We start from the raw sequence: 15528 nt of genomic DNA on the forward strand, positions 1-15528 counted from the left end.
CCCGCCGTCACGAACCCTCGGACCACGCGACCGGCAGCGCGTGCACCCCGAAGATCAGCATGTCGTTGCGCAGCGGGATCTGCTCCCGCGGCACCGCGAGCCGCAGGTCGGGCAGGCGCGCGATCAGCTCCCGGAGGCCGACCCGCATCTCGATCCGCGCCAGCTGCTGGCCCAGGCACTGGTGGATGCCGTGGCCGAAGGCCAGGTGCGGGGTCCGCTCGCGGTGCACGTCCAGGTGGTCCGGCGCGGGGAAGTGCCGCGGGTCGCGGTTCACCTCCGGGGTCGCGACGACGACCGTGTCGCCGGCCGGGATGGTGACGCCCCCGACCTCGACGTCCTCGGTCGCCACCCGGCTCACCCCCAGCTGGATGATCGAGAGGAACCGCAGCAGCTCCTCGACGGCCTCGTCGATCAGCGACGGGTCCGCGCGCAGGGCGGCGAGCTGCTCCGGGTTCTCCAGCAGCGCGTACACGCCGAGCCCCAGCATGTTCGCCGTCGTCTCGTGGCCCGCGCCGAGGAGCACCAGGGCGACGTCGATGAGCTGCGCGTCGGTCAGGGCCGGGTCGGCGTCGTGGGCGAGGCCGGAGAGCAGGTCGTCGTCGCGGTGGGCGCGCTTGCGGGCCACCAGGGCGGCGATGAACGAGTACAGCGCCCCGGCCGCCGCGGCACGGGCCTCCGGGGCCGCGGCGGCGTTCAGGGCGACGGCGCTGTTCTCCTGGAACTCGGCCCGGTCGGCGTAGTCGACGCCCAGGAGCTCGCAGATCATCAGCGACGGGATCGGGAGCGCGTAGGAGGGCACCAGGTCGGCGGTGGTGCCCGCCGCCCGCATCGCCTCGACGTGCTCGACGGCGATCTCGGTCAGCCGGTCCTCGAGGGCCCGCATCCGCCGCACGGTGAACTGGCCGACGAGCAGCGACCGCAGCCGGGTGTGCTCCGGCGGGTCCATGAACACGAACATCCCGTCGGTGCGCTCCCCCGGCGGCGGGGCGTCCGGCACGGTGCCGCCGGACTCGCCCGGCCCGAGCTGCGTCGCGTCGCGGTGCCGCACGCGGTCGCTGGAGAACCGGGGGTCGGCGAGGACCGCGCGGGCCTCCTCGAACCCGGTGACCAGCCACGCCCGGGCGCCGTTGCGCAGCTCCACCGGGGCGACGGCGGGTGCGTCGCGCCGCTCCAGCAGCCCGGGAGCCGGGTCGAAGGGGCGGTCGCGGTCACGCTCGAGGAGGTCGGGCGGGAGGACGCCGACCATGGCGATCGGCGACGACGTCTGCTCGTGCTCGCTGCTCACGCCCCGCACGGTAGACGAAGGTGCATGAACGGCATGTTTGCCGATCCGGCAGTGATCGGAGTGGTGTGCGCCACACGATCACCGCGTTCGCCGGGCGCATAGCCAGCGATCGTCCGGCGCCGTACTTTCCCTGGCTCACGGGTTCGCGACCGCGCGGGGGAGCGCGGGGACGGAGCACGACATGGGTGGCATGGACGGCCGGGTGGTCCTGGTCCTCGGCGGCGCGGGGGACGTGGGCCGGGCGATCGTGGACGAGCTGGTGGCCGACGGCGCCACCGTCGAGATCCTGGACTCCGACTCCGAGGCGGCCCGCGCCTGCGCCCGGAAGCACGGCGGGCCGTGGGGGCGCGTCACGCACCGCCCGCTCGTCCCGGACGCGTGCGAGGAGCGCCTCCGTGCCGCGGTCTCGCAGGTCGTCGCCGACCGCGGGCTGCTCAGCGGCATCGTGGCCCTCGACCGGGGTCCCGGGGAGCTCTTCGCCGTGCTGCGTGCCGCACGGGCTCCGCTGCGGGCGGCGCGCGGGGCGGCGGTCGCGATCGTGGGCCCGCCCGGAGGCATCCGGTCGCTGGCGGGCTGGCTCGCCGACGACGGCGTGCGGGTGAACTCGGTGCAGTCCGCGCCCCTCCCGGTCGACACCGCCCGGGCGGTCCACTTCCTGCTCTCCGACGCCGCCGCCGAGGTGACCGGGACCGACTGGCCCGCGGCCGACCGCGACGCCGCGCTCCCCCGGCGCGGCAGCCCGACGGGCTGACCCTCAGCGCCCCGGCGCCGGCACCGCCGCCCACAGGGCCGGGAGCCGGTCCTCGGCGTCCGCGGCGCGGGCCGCCTCGGCGGCGTGCAGCACCCCGAGGCTGAAGCCCTGCCCGACCTCACCGCTCGCGGCGAGCTCCAGCAGCGTCGCCCGCGTGACCACGGTGTCCTGGTGGTCGCCGAGCAGCTCCTGCACCGCCTTCATCCGCTTGCGCAGCCGTCGCGCCGGCTTGCGGAGGACCGGCTGGGCGACCTCGCTGGCGTAGCGGAGCCGCTTGGCCTTCTTGCGGGCCTCGTGGAGGGCCTCGTCGCGCTCGTGGCCTACCGCCGCTCCGTCGGCGCCGGCCATCGCCGCGGCGAGCTTCCGGTGGGCGCGGTCGACCTCGCGCGGCAGCACCGCGCGGGCGGCCCGCTGCGCCCGCTCCGTCGTCGGTGGCTCGGCCAGGAGGGCGTCGAGGGCGTCCAGCAGGGTGCGGTACCGCGCGGAGTCCAGGGCCGCGAGCGCCTGCTCCCGGGCGGTCGCGGCCCGCCGAGCGAACACGCGGGCCACGTCGGCCTCGACCGGGCCCAGCACCAGCGTCCGGGGCATCTCCCCGAGCAGCTCGTGCAGCCGCGCGTGCATCACCTCGGTGTCGCGCGCCGGGGCGAGCTCGCCCGCGAACCAGCGCAGCTCGTCGGTGAGCGCCCGGGTGCGGTCCCGCGCGAGCACCCGCCCGAAGCCCTGCAGCGCGCTGCGCAGCCGCCGGGCGGCGACGCGCATCTGGTGCACCGAGTCCTCGCGGTCCAGCCGGACCAAGGGGTCCCAGGCACGCAGTGTCCGGGCGTGGTCGGCCAGGTACCGCAGGACGACCGCCGCCGCGGTGTCGGGCTCCGGCGCGGCCGGGTCCGCGCCGGCGCGCGCCGCGAGCACCCGGCCGACCTTGGACGCGGACGCCGAGCGGCGCACCCCGTGCGCGGCGAGCCGGGCCTCGACGTCGTCCAGGTAGCCCTCCGGGGCCGCCGGCCCGGTCTCGACCTCGATCTCCTGCCATGCCTGCAGGTCCTCGCGCCCGGTGCGGTCCGCCGTGCGCGCCGTCACCTGGTCGACGACGAGCTCGGCCACCGTCCGGCCCTGCTCGTCGTGCGCCCGCCATTCCCGACGACGGGTCAGCAGCTCGGCGACCGGCTCCACCGGCCGTCCCCGCGTGGAGGCGCGCAGGAGGGCCAGGACCCCCTCGGGCGGCCCCGAGCCGGCCGGGGTCAGCGGGGCGTGCAGCTCCTCGCGCCGGTCGCCCGTGCCGGGCAGCTTGACGTGCCACCCGTCGTCGTGACCCCCGGTCCGGCGCCGCAGCGTGATGCGGTCGCGGTGCAGCGCGAGGTCGGCGGTGTCCCAGTACACCGCCTCCTGCAGCCGCTCGGTGGGTTCGTCCGGCACCGGATGGCCCAGCACCTCCCGCACGGCGTCGGCGTCGAGCGACTCGGAGATCCCCGGGCCCGCCGACTCGAACTTCCGCTCGACCTCACCGGCCGCCGTCACCGCCATCGCCGACACCTCCGTCACTCCCGCCCCTCCCCGCACACCCATCGAAGCGCACCGGAGTACCCGGCGGGAGATCACCGGGAACGGTTCAGCCCGCGGGTTCGAACCGGTACCCGCGGCCGGGCTCGGTGATCAGGTAGCGGGGGCGCGACGGCTCGGGCTCGAGCTTGCGACGCAGGTGCCCGAGGTAGACCCGCAGGTAGTGCCCCTCGGTGCCGTACTGCGGGCCCCACACCTCGCGCAGCAGCTGCTGCTGGGTGACGAGCATCCCGGGGTGGCGGACGAGGTGCTCGAGCACGCCCCACTCGGTCGGCGACAGGTGCACCTCGGTGCTCGCACCCTCCGGGCCGCGGCGCACGACCTTCTTCGCCACGAGGTCGACCTCGAAGTCCGGCGTGGTCACCCGCGGCTCGGCCTCCCCCGCGACGGCCGCGCCCCGGCGCACCGCCGCGCGGATGCGGGCGAGCAGCTCGGGCATGCCGAACGGCTTCGTCACGTAGTCGTCGGCGCCGCCGTCGAGCGCGGCCACCTTGTCACCCGCGTCGGTGCGCGCGGACAGCACGATGACCGGCATCGCGCTCCAGCCGCGGATGCCCTCGAGCACCTCCAGCCCGGAGACGTCCGGCAGCCCCAGGTCGAGCACGACGACGTCGGGCGCGGGCCGGTCGGCCGCCGCGCGCAGTGCCGCCGCGCCCGTGGCCACCGGGACGACGGTGTGCCCGTGGGCGGTCAGGTTGATCCGCAGGGTGCGCAGCAGGTGCGGGTCGTCGTCGACGACGAGGACGCGGCTCACGGCGCCGCCGTCAGCGCGTCGGGCGCGGGAGACGCGGGGCCGGTCTCCGTCCGTGGCAGCGAGAGCACCATCGTCAGGCCGCCGCCCGGGGTCTCCTCGGGCTCCAGCGTGCCGCCCATCGCCCGCGCGAAGCCGCGGGCGACGTGCAGTCCGAGCCCCAGTCCGCCCGAGGTCCCGGCGGAGTCGTGGCCGGAGAGGCGCTGGAAAGCGGTGAACAGCTCGGCGTCGCGGTCCACGCCCGGCCCGGTGTCGACGACGCGGACCTCGACCCGGTCGCCGTGGGCGCTGGTGCGCACCGCCACCGGCCCGTCGCCGCCGTGCCGGAGGGCGTTGTCGACGAGGTTCGCGACGATCCGCTCGGTGAGCCCGGGGTCGACCGCGACGTCGTCGGGGAACGGGCCGGGCTCGACCCGCACCCGCGCGCGGTCCTCCGGCCGGGGCAGGGCGGCCGCCGCGGCGAGGGCGATCTCGCCCGCGCTCACGTCGGCCCGGTGCGGGGTGACGGCCCCGGTGGCCAGCCGGCTGGAGTCGAGCAGGTTGTCCACGAGCGCGACGAGCCGGTCGCCGGACTCCTCGACGGTCGCCAGGAGCTCGTCGCGGTCGGACGCCGCGAGGACGAGCTCGGGATCGCGCAGGCTCGACACGGCGGCCTTGATGGCCGAGAGCGGGGTCCGCAGGTCGTGGCCCACCGCCGAGAGCAGGGCGGTGCGCAGGCCGCTCGCCTCCGCGCGCCGCGCCGCGTCGACCGCCTCGGCGCTGATCCGCCGGTTGCGCAGCGCCAGCAGCGCCGGCCCGGCGACGGCGGCGAACAGCCGGTTCTCCGCGGCGGTCAGGGTCCGGCCGCGGCCGACCAGGTGCGACCCCTCGTCGATCTCCACGTCCGCGTCGGCGTCCGCCGGGTCGCCGTCCGGGCCCTCGGCCGCCACGGGCACCTGGGCGCTCACCGTCCACGACGACTTCGCCCCGCGTTCCAGGACCGCCACCGAGTCGAACCCGAACGCCTCGCGGACCCGTTCGAGCAGGCGCGGCAACGGGTCCGAGCGGGAGATGACGACCCGGGCGAACGAGGCGAGCAGCGCCGCCTCCGCCCGGGCCTGCGCCGCCTGGGCGGCGCGTCGGTCGGCCCGGTCGACCACCGCCGCCACCAGGACGGCGATGACGAGCATGGTCGTCACCGCCACGAGGTCCTCGACGCGCCCGACCGTGAAGGTGTGCAGGGGCGGGGTGAAGAAGTAGTTCAGGAGCATCCCGCCGAAGAGCGCCGCGGCGACGGCGGGGACGAGTCCGCCGATGATCGCGGTGAGCACGGTGGCGAGGAAGAACGCCACCGTGTCCGTGGACAGCCCGGCGGCCGGGAAGAGCCACCCGAAGCACGTCGCGAGGAGCGGCAGCACGATCGCCGCGGGCCAGCCCTGGGCCGCCCGCCGTCCCCGCAGGAGACGTTCGAGCCGCGCCCACCACCCGGGCGCCGCGTCCTGCCGGTCGTCGCCCTCCGGCTCCACGTGGGACACCAGGTGCACGTCGATGGCCCCGGACCCGGCGACGGCCCGGGCTCCGATGCCGGGCTCGAGGAGCCGGGCGACCCGCGACCGTCGGGACGTCCCGAGCACGAGCTGAGTGGCGTTCGCGCCCCGCGCGAAGTCCAGCAGGGCCGCGGCGACGTCGTCGCCGACCACGGTGTGGAACGAGGCGCCGACCTCCTTCGCCAGCCGCCGGAGGTCCCGCCCCCGGCCGCCGTCGGAGATCGCGACCCCGTCGCCGCGCAGCACCTGCACGCACATCAGGTCCGCGGAGCCGGCCCGCCGGGCGATGCGTGCCGCCCGGCGCAGCACCGTCAGGCTCTCAGGCCCGCCCGTCACGGCGACGACGACGCGCTCGCGCGCCTCCCAGACCTCGTCGATGTCCTCGTCCGCGCGGTAGCGGCGCAGCGCGACGTCCACCTGGTCGGCGACCCAGAGCAGGGCCAGCTCGCGCAGCGCGATGAGGTTGCCGGTGCGGAAGTAGTGCGCGAGCGAGGCGTCGATCCGCTCGGCCGGATAGACGTTGCCGTGCGCGAGGCGGCGGCGCAGCGCCTCCGGAGTGATGTCGACCAGCTCCACCTGCTCGGCGGCGCGGACGACGTCGTCGGGAACGGTCTCCTGCTGGCGGGTGCCCGTGATCCGCTCGACGACGTCGTGCAACGACTCCAGGTGCTGCACGTTCACCGTCGAGATCACGTCGATGCCGGCCGCGAGGATCTCCTCGACGTCCGACCAGCGCCGCGCGTGCCGGCTGCCCGGGGCGTTCGTGTGGGCGAGCTCGTCGACCACGACGACCTCGGGAGCGCGCTCGAGCACGGCGTCGACGTCCAGCTCGGTGAGGACCGTGCCACGGTGGGAGACCGTGCGCCGCGGGAGCACCTCGAGGCCCTCGAGGAGCTCCGCGGTGCGCGACCGCCCGTGGGTCTCGACGAGCCCGACGACGACGTCGGTGCCCCGGTCGCGGCGGCGGCGGGCCTCGCACAGGGCGGCGAACGTCTTCCCGACCCCGGGCGCGGCGCCCAGGTGGATCCGCAGCTCACCCCGGGCGGGGTCGCTGCGCACCGACTCCCGGCCCGCGGGCCGGGAGTCGGACACTCCTGGACTGCGCTGCGCCGGGTCCTCCACGTCGTCCATTCTGGCCCGTCAGCGCAGACCTGGACGGGTGGCGACGAGGGCCGCGTTGAGCTCCGAGGTGTTGACCGTCGGCGCGCCGAGGACGCCGAGCACCCGGCCGTCCGTGGCGTCGGCGACCAGGGCGCGCACCTCGCTCTCGGGCAGCCCGGTCACGCGCGCCACCCGGGGCACCTGGAGCGACGCGTACTCCGGGCTGACGTCCGGGTCGAGGCCGGAGGCCGAGGCCGTGACGGCGTCGTCGGGGACCTCGGCGGGGGCGACCCCCTCCCGGCCCGCGACCACCGCACGGCGTTCGGCGACGGCCGTCACGAGGTCCTCCGCGGTCGTCGCCAGGTTCGACCCCCCGGACGTCGAGGGGTCGGCCGGGCCGAGACCCGCCGTCGCGGAGTCGGGCGCCGACGCCGAGGGACGCAGGTGGAACCAGGGGTCGGCGGCCGGGTCCGCCGGCACCGGGTCGATGCCGATCAGCGACGAGCTCGCCACGGGGCCGTCGAGGACGGAGCCCTCCGCGCGGTCCACCAGGCCGGGCAGCCGGGAGACGGCCCAGACGACCCCGGGATAGAGGACGCCCAGGACGAGGGTGGCGACGAGGACCAGCCGCAGGGCCGGCCCGAGCTGCCGGGCGAGGCCCCGCCACACGGACGTGTGCGCGGTGCTGCTGTCGATGGTGCTCACGTGGTTCACCCGATCCCCGGGATCAGCCGGACGACGAGGTCGATGAGAGGGATGGCGAGGAAGGGCACGACGACCCCGCCGACGCCGTAGACCAGCAGGTTGCGCCGCAGCATCTGCTCGGAGCTCACCGGCCGGAAGCGCACGCCGCGCAGGGCGAGCGGGATGAGCGCGACGATGACCAGGGCGTTGAACACGACCGCGGAGAGGATCGCCGACTCCCGCGTGGCCAGGCCCATCACGTCGAGCACGCCGAGCTGCGGGAACAGCGCGGCGAACATGGCGGGCAGGATCGCGAAGTACTTGGCGAGGTCGTTCGCGACCGAGAACGTGGTCAGCGCACCGCGGGTCACCAGGAGCTGTTTGCCCACCTCGACGATGCCGATGAGCTTCGTCGGGTCGGAGTCCAGGTCGACCATCGACCCGGCCTCCTTCGCGGCGCTGGTCCCGGTGTTCATGGCGACCCCGACGTCGGCCTGCGCGAGGGCCGGGGCGTCGTTGGTGCCGTCGCCGGTCATCGCGACGAGCCGGCCACCGGACTGCTCCCGCTTGATCAGCGCGAGCTTGTCCTCGGGGGTCGCCTCGGCGAGCACCTCGTCGACGCCGGCCTGCTCCCCGATGGCCCGGGCGGTCACCGGGTTGTCGCCGGTGACCATCACGGTGCGGATCCCCATGGCCCGCAGGTCGGCGAACCGCTCCGCGATCCCGGGCTTCACGACGTCCGAGAGCTCGACGACCCCACCCAGGAGCACGCCGTCCGGCGACACCCGTCCGCACACCAGCGGCGTCCCGCCACGCCCGGAGATCTCCGCGGTGGTCCGTGCGGCCTGCTCGCGGGCGGCCGGGTCGACGGTGCCGTGCTCGTCGAGCCACGCCAGCACCGCGGACACGGCGCCCTTGCGCACCCGGACCGTGCGCCCGCGCCCGTCGACGTCCACCCCCGACATCCGGCTGGTGGCGGAGAACGGCACGAACTCCGCGCGCGCCTCGTCGGCCGACGCCTCGGCGGGGAGCCCGTACCGGGTGGCGCACAGGTCGACCACGGACCGCCCCTCGGGCGTCTCGTCGGCGAGCGAGGCCAGCCGGGCCAGGCCGGCGAGCTCCTCGACGGACGTCGGGCCCGCCGGGTGCAGGGCGGTCGCCTGCCGGTTGCCGTAGGTGATGGTGCCGGTCTTGTCGAGCAGCAGCGTGGACACGTCGCCCGCCGCCTCGACGGCGCGCCCGGAGGTGGCCAGCACGTTGCGCTGCACGAGGCGGTCCATGCCCGCGATGCCGATCGCGGAGAGCAGCGCGCCGATCGTCGTCGGGATGAGGCAGACCAGCAGGGCCACCAGGACGACGAGCGACTGCGGGCTGCCGGAGTAGACCGCCATCGGCTGCAGCGTGACGACGGCGAGCAGGAAGACGATCGTGAGCGCCGAGAGCAGGATCGACAGGGCGATCTCGTTGGGGGTCTTCTGCCGCTGCGCGCCCTCGACCAGCGCGATCATCCGGTCGACGAACGACTCCCCCGGCTTCGCGGTGATCTCGACGACGATCCGGTCGGAGAGCACGGTCGTCCCGCCGGTGACCGCCGAGCGGTCGCCGCCGGACTCGCGCACCACCGGGGCGGACTCGCCGGTGATCGCGGACTCGTCGACGGTGGCGATGCCCTCGACGACGTCCCCGTCGCCGGGGATCGTCATGCCGGCCTCGACCACGACGCGGTCGCCGGGACGCAGCTCGGTGGCCGGGAGCTCAGACCCGTCGAGGCTGCGGGCCACGGTGCCGGTCCGCGTCCGGCGCAGGGCATCGGCCTGGGCCTTCCCCCGGCCCTCGGCGACGGCCTCGGCCAGGTTCGCGAACAGCACGGTGAACCACAGCCACACCGTGACGAGCCAGGCGAACACGCTCGGGTCGACGACGGCGGAGACGGTGACGACGACCGACCCGACCCACACGACGAACATGACCGGGTTGCCGAGCTGGACCCGGGGGTCGAGCTTGCGCAGCGCGAGCGGCATCGCCTCGAGCAGCGCCCGGGGCCGGAACGCCCCGGCCCGGACCGCGCTCCCGGTGCCGCGGGACGGCTCGGGCGGGGTGTCCGCACTGGGCGGGTTCAGGACCGACGAGGTCACCGGAGGGCTCCGATCGGGACGGTCGCCGCCAGGCCCTCGGCGATCGGGCTCAGGGCCAGGGCGGGCAGGAAGGTGATGGCGCTGACGAGGACGACGGTCGCCGTCACGAGGCCCGCGAACAGCGGCGTGCCGGTCCGCAACGTGCCCGCCGACTCGTCGCGGCGTGGCTGCGCGGAGAGCAGTCCGGCGAGGGCGAGGACCGCGACGATCGGCAGGAAGCGGCCGAAGAGCATCGCGGCGCCCAGCGCGACCTGGAAGAACGGCGAGGTGACGGTGAGCCCGGCGAACGCCGAGCCGTTGTTGTTGGCCGCCGACCCGAAGGCGTAGAGCACCTCGGACAGGCCGTGGGGCCCGCTGTTCGTCATCGCGTCGCGGGTCCCGGGCAGCACGATCGCCGCTCCGGTGCCGAGCAGTACGAGGGCGGGCATCGTGAGCACGACGATGGCCGCGCAGGTCACCTCGCGGCGCCCGAGGGACTTGCCGAGCAGCTCCGGGGTCCGGCCGACCATGAGGCCGGCGAGGAACACCGCGATGATCGCGACGACCAGGATCGAATAGAGGCCGGTGCCCACCCCGCCCGGCGAGACCTCGCCGAACAGCATGTTCAGCAGGACACCGCCGCCGCCGAAGGCGGTGTAGGAGTCGTGCATCGAGTTGACCGCGCCGGTGGACGTCCCGGTGGTGGAGTTCGCGAACAGCACCGAGGCCGGAATCCCGAACCGGACCTCCTTGCCCTCCATCGCCCCGCCGGTGGCGGCCGGCCCGTGCGCCTCCGCGGTCCACACCACGGCGAGCATCGCGCCCCACAGGGTCGCCATGACCGCGAGCAGCGAGTAGCCCTGCCGCATCGACCCGACCATCCGGCCGAAGGTGCGGGTCAGCGACACCGGGATGAGCAGGAGCGCGAGGATCTCCAGCAGGTTGGTCCACCCGTTCGGGTTCTCGAACGGGTGCGCCGAGTTCGCGTTGAGGATGCCGCCACCGTTGGTCCCGAGCTCCTTGATGGCTTCCTGGGAGGCGACCGGGGCGATCGCGGCCGGGTGGGTGGAGCCGTCCGCGGCGACCAGGGGGACGCCGGTACGGAAGCTCATCACCACCCCGCTCGCGACCAGGACGACGGCCAGGACCGTGGCCAGCGGCAGCAGGATGCGCACGACGGCCCGGGTCAGGTCCACCCACGCGTTGCCGATGCGTCCGCTGCGCGAGCGGGTGAAGCCCCGCACGAGCGCGACCGCCACCGCGATCCCCGCCGCCGCGGAGACGAAGTTCTGCACCCCGAGGGCCGTCGCGTTCGCGACGTGGCCCATCACCGCCTCGGGGCTGTACGACTGCCAGTTGGTGTTCGTGACGAACGAGATCGCGGTGTTGAAGGCGATCCCGGGCTCCACCGCGCCCTTCGACTCGCCGGTGGCGGTGCCGTCGAACGGCAGGAGCCCCTGGACGCGCTGGACCAGGTAGGTGATCAGCACGCCGACCAGGGAGAAGGCGAGGATCGCCAGCGTGTAGGTGACGGCGCGCTGGTCGGAGTCGGGGTCGACGCGACCGACCCGGTAGACCGCCCGTTCGACGCCCCAGTGCCGCTCGTCGGTGAAGACCCGCGCCATCCAGTCGCCCAGGGGTCGCCAGGCGGCCGCGAGGAGGACGAGGAGCACGAGGAGCTGCAGCAGCCCGGCTGCCGTGTCCGACATCAGAACCACTCCGGGCGCAGCAGTGACACCACGAGGTAGAGGAGCAGGGCGAGCGCGACGATCCCGCCGACGACGTCGCCGAGGGTCCCGCTCACCACCGCTCCAACCCGCGCGCCGCGAGCACCAGGACCGCGAACATCGCGATCACCAGGCCCACGTAGAGGAGGTCCGCCACGTCCGCCGTCCGTTCCGCTCCTGGCGGCCCCGGGTGGGCCGCCGTGCGGACGCCACCCTGCGCCGGGACGGGGTCGGTGGACCGGACGTTGACGCGTCGTTGACGCCGGGCGGGTGGGCGTTCACGTCCCGACGACGGCGCGCGGCTCAGCCCCGCAGGAGCGCGGCGATCACCGGCGCCTTGGCGCGCCGGTAGGCGGCCAGGTCGCGCCACTCCCCCGCCAGACCGCGTCGGACGTCGGTGTAGCGGCGGGCGGCCACCGGGTCGGCGCGGAGCAGGTCGCGGAGACGCACCGCATCGTCGATCGCGGGATCCGCCGGCGGCAGGACGCGCACCTCGACCGCGGTGGGGCACGACCTGTCGTCGGGAAGGGCGGGGCGTCGCAGGAGACCGCCGGGGGCCGGGTCCAGGTCGTACGCCTCCCGGAGCCCGTCGTCGGCGAGCTCGCCGATCAGGATCAGGTCGAGCTGGGCGACGGCGGGCAGTCCCGGCACCGCCGTCGCGCCCACGTGCTCGACCCGGGCGAGCGGGGCGAGCCGGCCGGCCCAGATGCGGGCCTCGGCGGGCCAGCCCGGGTCGGGCGGGACGAGGGCGACCCGCACCGGGCGCGGCCACGCGGCCGACGCCCGCTGCAGGTCGAGGTCCAGCCCCTCCTCGCTCACCGGCGGGTCAGGCGACCGCCGGCTCGAGGGTCCCGGCCTGCTCGACCTTCTCCTGCTGCACGACCTCGGGGCGGTAGTGCTCGATGACCTCCATGAACTCCCGGGTCTCCGGCTCCGGCACGCCCAGGAAGCGCAGGGTCGCCTCGATCTCGAAGTACACGGCGTTGAACTGCTCGTCGGTGATGTGGAGCTTGGTGTGGGCGGCGATCATGTCCAGGCCCGGGTAGCACTTCGGCCCGCCGGCCGCCTCGATCGACCAGGCGGTGACCAGGAACTTGTAGCCGGGCCCGTTGGCCGCGACGTGGTGCTCCGCGACGGCCGGGTTCGCGATGACGCCGGCGTTCTCGAAGAGCCGGTCGACCAGGACGTCGACCGCCCCCGCGATCGCGTAGGTCCCGCCGAGTCGTTCGAAGAGAGAGGTGCTGCTCATGGTGGTGGCCTCCACAGCATCGTCGGTGATCCACCTCACTGTCACACGCGAGCCGATCGTGCACAACCGGGTCTCGTTGCCGAGGAGACCCGGCTGGGCGAGGCTGTCGGCGTGCCGATCCGCGTCGAGGACGACCCGGACGACGACCGCGTCGTCGTCATCACCATCGACCGCCCCGAGGCCCGCAACGCGCTCGATCCCGAGCACCAGCGCGACCTCGGCGCCGCCGTCGCGGCCTTCGAGGCCGACGACCGGCGCCTGGTGGGCGTGCTCACCGGGGCCGGGGACACGACGTTCTCGGCGGGCGCGGATCTCAAGCGCCTCATCCCCGCCTACCGCGAGGCCGTCCGGGCGGGCGAGGACCCGGAGTGGAACTTCGGCGGCTTCACCGCGACGCAGCGTCGCAAGCCGCTGATCGCCGCCGTCAACGGGCACGCCCTGGCCGGCGGGCTGGAGATGGCGCTGGCCTGCGACATCCGGCTGTGCTCGCCGAACGCGACGTTCGGGCTCGCCGAGACGAAGTGGGCCATCATCCCGGGCGCCGGCGGCACCGTGCGGCTGCCGCGGGCGGTGCCGCTGGGCCTCGCGATGGAGATGATCCTGTCCGGGGAGCCGATCGACGCGGCCGAGGCGTACCGGACCGGGCTGGTGAACCGGGTCGTCGAGCCGGCGGATCTCGTGCCGGCCGCCTGCGCGCTCGCGCGGTCGATCGCCGCGAAGGGTCCCCTCGCGGTCCGGGCCGCCCGGGCTCGGGTGCTCGACGGGCTCGGTCTCGACCACGAGACCGCGATGGCCCGCGAGCACGAGGCGTTCCTCGCGGTCATGCGCACCGACGACGCCGTGGAAGGGCCGGCGGCGTTCGCGGAGAAGCGGCCCCCGCGCTACCGCGGCGCCTAGGTAGTTCCCCGGTCCCGACGGCCGGTCGGGGCGACCAGGGTCTCCCCCATGATGCTCGAGACCCGGCCCCACCCCGCCGTCGTGACCCTCTCCGCCGTCCATGCCGCGGTACTGCTCGGGGCGGGCGGCTTCGTCGGGATGGTCGCGCTGCTGCCGATCGCCATGGCGGCGGACTCGTGCACGTCGAGCAGCGCGGCGCTGCTGTGCACCGGACTCCCCCAGCTCGTCGCCGTCGTCGTGATCGGGCTGGGGGTGCTCGGGGCCACCGTCGTCGCCGCGCTCGGGGCCCGCCACGGAGGGTGGGGCGCGCTGGCCCACGCCCTCGGCGGCTGGGTCACCCTCGCGACGAGCCTCGTGCTCGCGGGTCTCGTGCTCTTCCTGTCGGCCTAGCTGTACTTCAACGACCCGTCGTCGAGATCGGCCGCGGGCAGGGTGTGGCGCTCCTCGGCGAACTCGTGCATGTGGGTCCACGGGGCGCGGTCGCCCTGCTTGAACATCCGGTCCTGCGAACGCATGACGTACCCGGGGTTGAAGTTCTCCGGGTCCGACCAGGGCCGGAGCTCGACGTCCGGACCCGCCGTCGGGGTCACCGAGCGCGCCCCCTTCTCGTCCATGTGCGTCAGGAGCCGGCTGACGAGGTCGGAGATGAGGTCGGCCCGCAGGGTCCAGGAGTGCCGGAAGTAGCCGAACACGAAGGCCATGTTCGGGACGCCGTCGATCATGATCCCGCGCCACGTGACGCGCTGCGAGAAGTCGACCGGCTCGCCGTCGACGGTGAAGTCGACGTCGCCGAAGCAGGAGAGGTTGAAGCCGGTGGCCGTGACGATGATGTCGGCCTCGAGCTCCTCACCCGACGCCAGCCGGATCCCGGTCTCGGTGAACGTCTCGATGGTGTCCGTGACGACGGAGGCCTTGCCCTCCTTGATGGACGCGAACATGTCGCCGTCGGGCAGCAGGGCGATCCGCTGCTGCCAGGGCCGGTAGGCCGGGTTGAAGTGCTTCTCGATGTCGAAGTCCTCGGGCAGGTGCGGACGCATCTCGTCGAGCAGGTACTGCCGGGCCGCGTCCGGCTCCTCCGCCGAGAGCCGGGTCAGCTCGTTGAACTGCTCGATGTAGGTCCGGCGGAGGATCTCGTAGGTCCACTCCTCGGGGATGTCGAGCGCCCGGAGCTGGATCGCGAGCTCGTGGGTCTTCGGCGCGGCGATCATGAACGTCGGCGTCCGCTGCAGCATCGTCACGTGCTCGGCGGTCTCGGCCATGGCCGGGACGACGGTCGCGGCGGTCGCCCCGGAGCCGATCACGACGACCTTCTTGCCGGTCCAGTCCAGGTCCGCGGGCCAGCTCTGCGGGTGCAGCACGGGGCCGGTGAAGCGCTCCCGGCCCGGGAACTCCGGGGTGTAGGGCTCGTCGTGCTTGTAGTAGCCCTGGCACATCCACAGGAAGCCGCAGGTCATCCGCACGGTCTCGTCGGTGTCCTCCCGACGGATCTCGACGGTCCAGCGGGCGTCGTCGGACGACCAGCTGGTGGAGACCACCCGGTGCTGGTAGCGGATGCTGCCCTTGAGGTCGTCCTCCTCGATGACCTCGTCGAGGTAGTTGAGGATCTCCTCGGATGACGCGATCGACGGTCCGCGCCACGGCTTGTGGCGGTAGCCGTAGGTGAACAGGTCGGAGTCCGAGCGGGCGCCCGGGTAGCGGTGGGTCCACCACGTGCCGCCACGGTCCGGGTGGGTGTCGAGGATGGCGAAGCTGCGGTCCGGGAAGTTCTCGCGCAGGTGGTGCCCGGCGCCGATGCCGGCGACGCCGGCCCCGACGACGAGGACGTCCACGTGCTCGACCCCGCCGGTGCCGGTGGTCTCGGGACGGGTCTCGGTGACGGTCATGGT

General features: G+C 74.6%; 14 protein-coding genes. 3 read left to right on the top strand and 11 right to left on the bottom strand.

Going from position 1 to position 15528, the window contains the following annotated elements:
• Window positions 1-7 precede the first annotated feature (7 nt).
• Entirely contained in the window at window positions 8-1285 is a 1278-nt protein-coding gene (locus WCD74_RS24915) for a cytochrome P450 (RefSeq protein ID WP_337697600.1), read from the bottom strand.
• A 181-nt stretch (window positions 1286-1466) separates the two neighbouring features.
• Here WCD74_RS24915 and WCD74_RS24920 point away from each other — a divergent pair, with 181 nt between their 5' ends.
• The gene (locus tag WCD74_RS24920; protein ID WP_337697601.1) at window positions 1467-2036 is read left to right on the top strand and encodes a Rossmann-fold NAD(P)-binding domain-containing protein; all 570 of its coding nucleotides are present in this window, start codon (window positions 1467-1469) and stop codon (window positions 2034-2036) included.
• Between the two features lie 3 nt (window positions 2037-2039).
• Here the strand turns inward: WCD74_RS24920 and WCD74_RS24925 are convergent, their stop codons facing one another.
• The 9 genes from WCD74_RS24925 to WCD74_RS24965 form a co-directional block, all read right to left on the bottom strand.
• Window positions 2040-3575 carry a CYTH and CHAD domain-containing protein gene (locus WCD74_RS24925; protein WP_337697602.1) on the bottom strand — a complete coding sequence of 512 codons (1536 nt, stop codon included), beginning with the start codon at window positions 3573-3575 and terminating at the stop codon, window positions 2040-2042.
• Between the two features lie 67 nt (window positions 3576-3642).
• On the bottom strand, window positions 3643-4347 hold the full coding sequence (locus WCD74_RS24930; protein ID WP_337697603.1) for a response regulator: 705 nt from the start codon (window positions 4345-4347) through the stop codon (window positions 3643-3645).
• On the bottom strand, window positions 4344-7001 hold the full coding sequence (locus tag WCD74_RS24935) for a sensor histidine kinase (RefSeq protein ID WP_337697604.1): 2658 nt from the start codon (window positions 6999-7001) through the stop codon (window positions 4344-4346). Before WCD74_RS24935 ends, WCD74_RS24930 begins: the two co-directional genes overlap by 4 nt.
• A gap of 9 nt (window positions 7002-7010) precedes the next feature.
• The gene (locus WCD74_RS24940; RefSeq protein ID WP_373696124.1) at window positions 7011-7676 is read right to left on the bottom strand and encodes a potassium-transporting ATPase subunit C; all 666 of its coding nucleotides are present in this window, start codon (window positions 7674-7676) and stop codon (window positions 7011-7013) included.
• A gap of 5 nt (window positions 7677-7681) precedes the next feature.
• Window positions 7682-9676, bottom strand: coding sequence for a potassium-transporting ATPase subunit KdpB (kdpB, locus tag WCD74_RS24945; protein WP_373696125.1), 1995 nt, complete (start codon window positions 9674-9676; stop codon window positions 7682-7684).
• 110 nt (window positions 9677-9786) lie between these two features.
• Window positions 9787-11478, bottom strand: coding sequence for a potassium-transporting ATPase subunit KdpA (kdpA, locus tag WCD74_RS24950; RefSeq protein ID WP_337697605.1), 1692 nt, complete (start codon window positions 11476-11478; stop codon window positions 9787-9789).
• A complete protein-coding gene (gene kdpF / locus WCD74_RS24955; RefSeq protein WP_337697606.1) occupies window positions 11478-11573 on the bottom strand; it encodes a K(+)-transporting ATPase subunit F in 96 nt (31 codons plus the stop codon). Before kdpF ends, kdpA begins: the two co-directional genes overlap by 1 nt.
• A gap of 226 nt (window positions 11574-11799) precedes the next feature.
• The gene (locus WCD74_RS24960) at window positions 11800-12315 is read right to left on the bottom strand and encodes a GrpB family protein (protein ID WP_337697607.1); all 516 of its coding nucleotides are present in this window, start codon (window positions 12313-12315) and stop codon (window positions 11800-11802) included.
• A gap of 7 nt (window positions 12316-12322) precedes the next feature.
• On the bottom strand, window positions 12323-12745 hold the full coding sequence (locus WCD74_RS24965) for a group I truncated hemoglobin (RefSeq protein WP_337697608.1): 423 nt from the start codon (window positions 12743-12745) through the stop codon (window positions 12323-12325).
• Between the two features lie 111 nt (window positions 12746-12856).
• On the opposite strand from WCD74_RS24965, the gene WCD74_RS24970 reads away from it, so the two are divergent.
• Window positions 12857-13642 carry an enoyl-CoA hydratase/isomerase family protein gene (locus WCD74_RS24970; protein WP_337697609.1) on the top strand — a complete coding sequence of 262 codons (786 nt, stop codon included), beginning with the start codon at window positions 12857-12859 and terminating at the stop codon, window positions 13640-13642.
• A 48-nt stretch (window positions 13643-13690) separates the two neighbouring features.
• Window positions 13691-14032, top strand: coding sequence for a hypothetical protein (locus WCD74_RS24975; protein ID WP_337697610.1), 342 nt, complete (start codon window positions 13691-13693; stop codon window positions 14030-14032).
• Here WCD74_RS24975 and WCD74_RS24980 read toward each other — a convergent pair.
• Window positions 14029-15525: a flavin-containing monooxygenase gene (locus tag WCD74_RS24980; protein WP_337697611.1), complete on the bottom strand. Its 1497-nt coding sequence runs from the start codon at window positions 15523-15525 to the stop codon at window positions 14029-14031. The genes WCD74_RS24975 and WCD74_RS24980 overlap by 4 nt on opposite strands.
• Window positions 15526-15528: the final 3 nt, after the last annotated feature.

Source organism: Actinomycetospora aurantiaca (assembly GCF_037401875.1).
Classification (GTDB): domain Bacteria; phylum Actinomycetota; class Actinomycetes; order Mycobacteriales; family Pseudonocardiaceae; genus Actinomycetospora; species Actinomycetospora aurantiaca.

Bases quoted from the DNA above. Each gene is read 5' to 3' on its own strand.
- WCD74_RS24920 (WP_337697601.1), top strand. From the start codon at position 1,467: ATGGGTGGCATGGACGGCCGGGTGGTCCTGGTCCTCGGCGGCGCGGGG.
- WCD74_RS24935 (WP_337697604.1), bottom strand. From the start codon at position 7,001: ATGGACGACGTGGAGGACCCGGCGCAGCGCAGTCCAGGAGTGTCCGAC.
- kdpB (WP_373696125.1), bottom strand. From the start codon at position 9,676: ATGCCGCTCGCGCTGCGCAAGCTCGACCCCCGGGTCCAGCTCGGCAAC.
- kdpA (WP_337697605.1), bottom strand. From the start codon at position 11,478: ATGTCGGACACGGCAGCCGGGCTGCTGCAGCTCCTCGTGCTCCTCGTC.
- WCD74_RS24965 (WP_337697608.1), bottom strand. From the start codon at position 12,745: ATGAGCAGCACCTCTCTCTTCGAACGACTCGGCGGGACCTACGCGATC.
- WCD74_RS24975 (WP_337697610.1), top strand. From the start codon at position 13,691: ATGATGCTCGAGACCCGGCCCCACCCCGCCGTCGTGACCCTCTCCGCC.
- WCD74_RS24980 (WP_337697611.1), bottom strand. From the start codon at position 15,525: ATGACCGTCACCGAGACCCGTCCCGAGACCACCGGCACCGGCGGGGTC.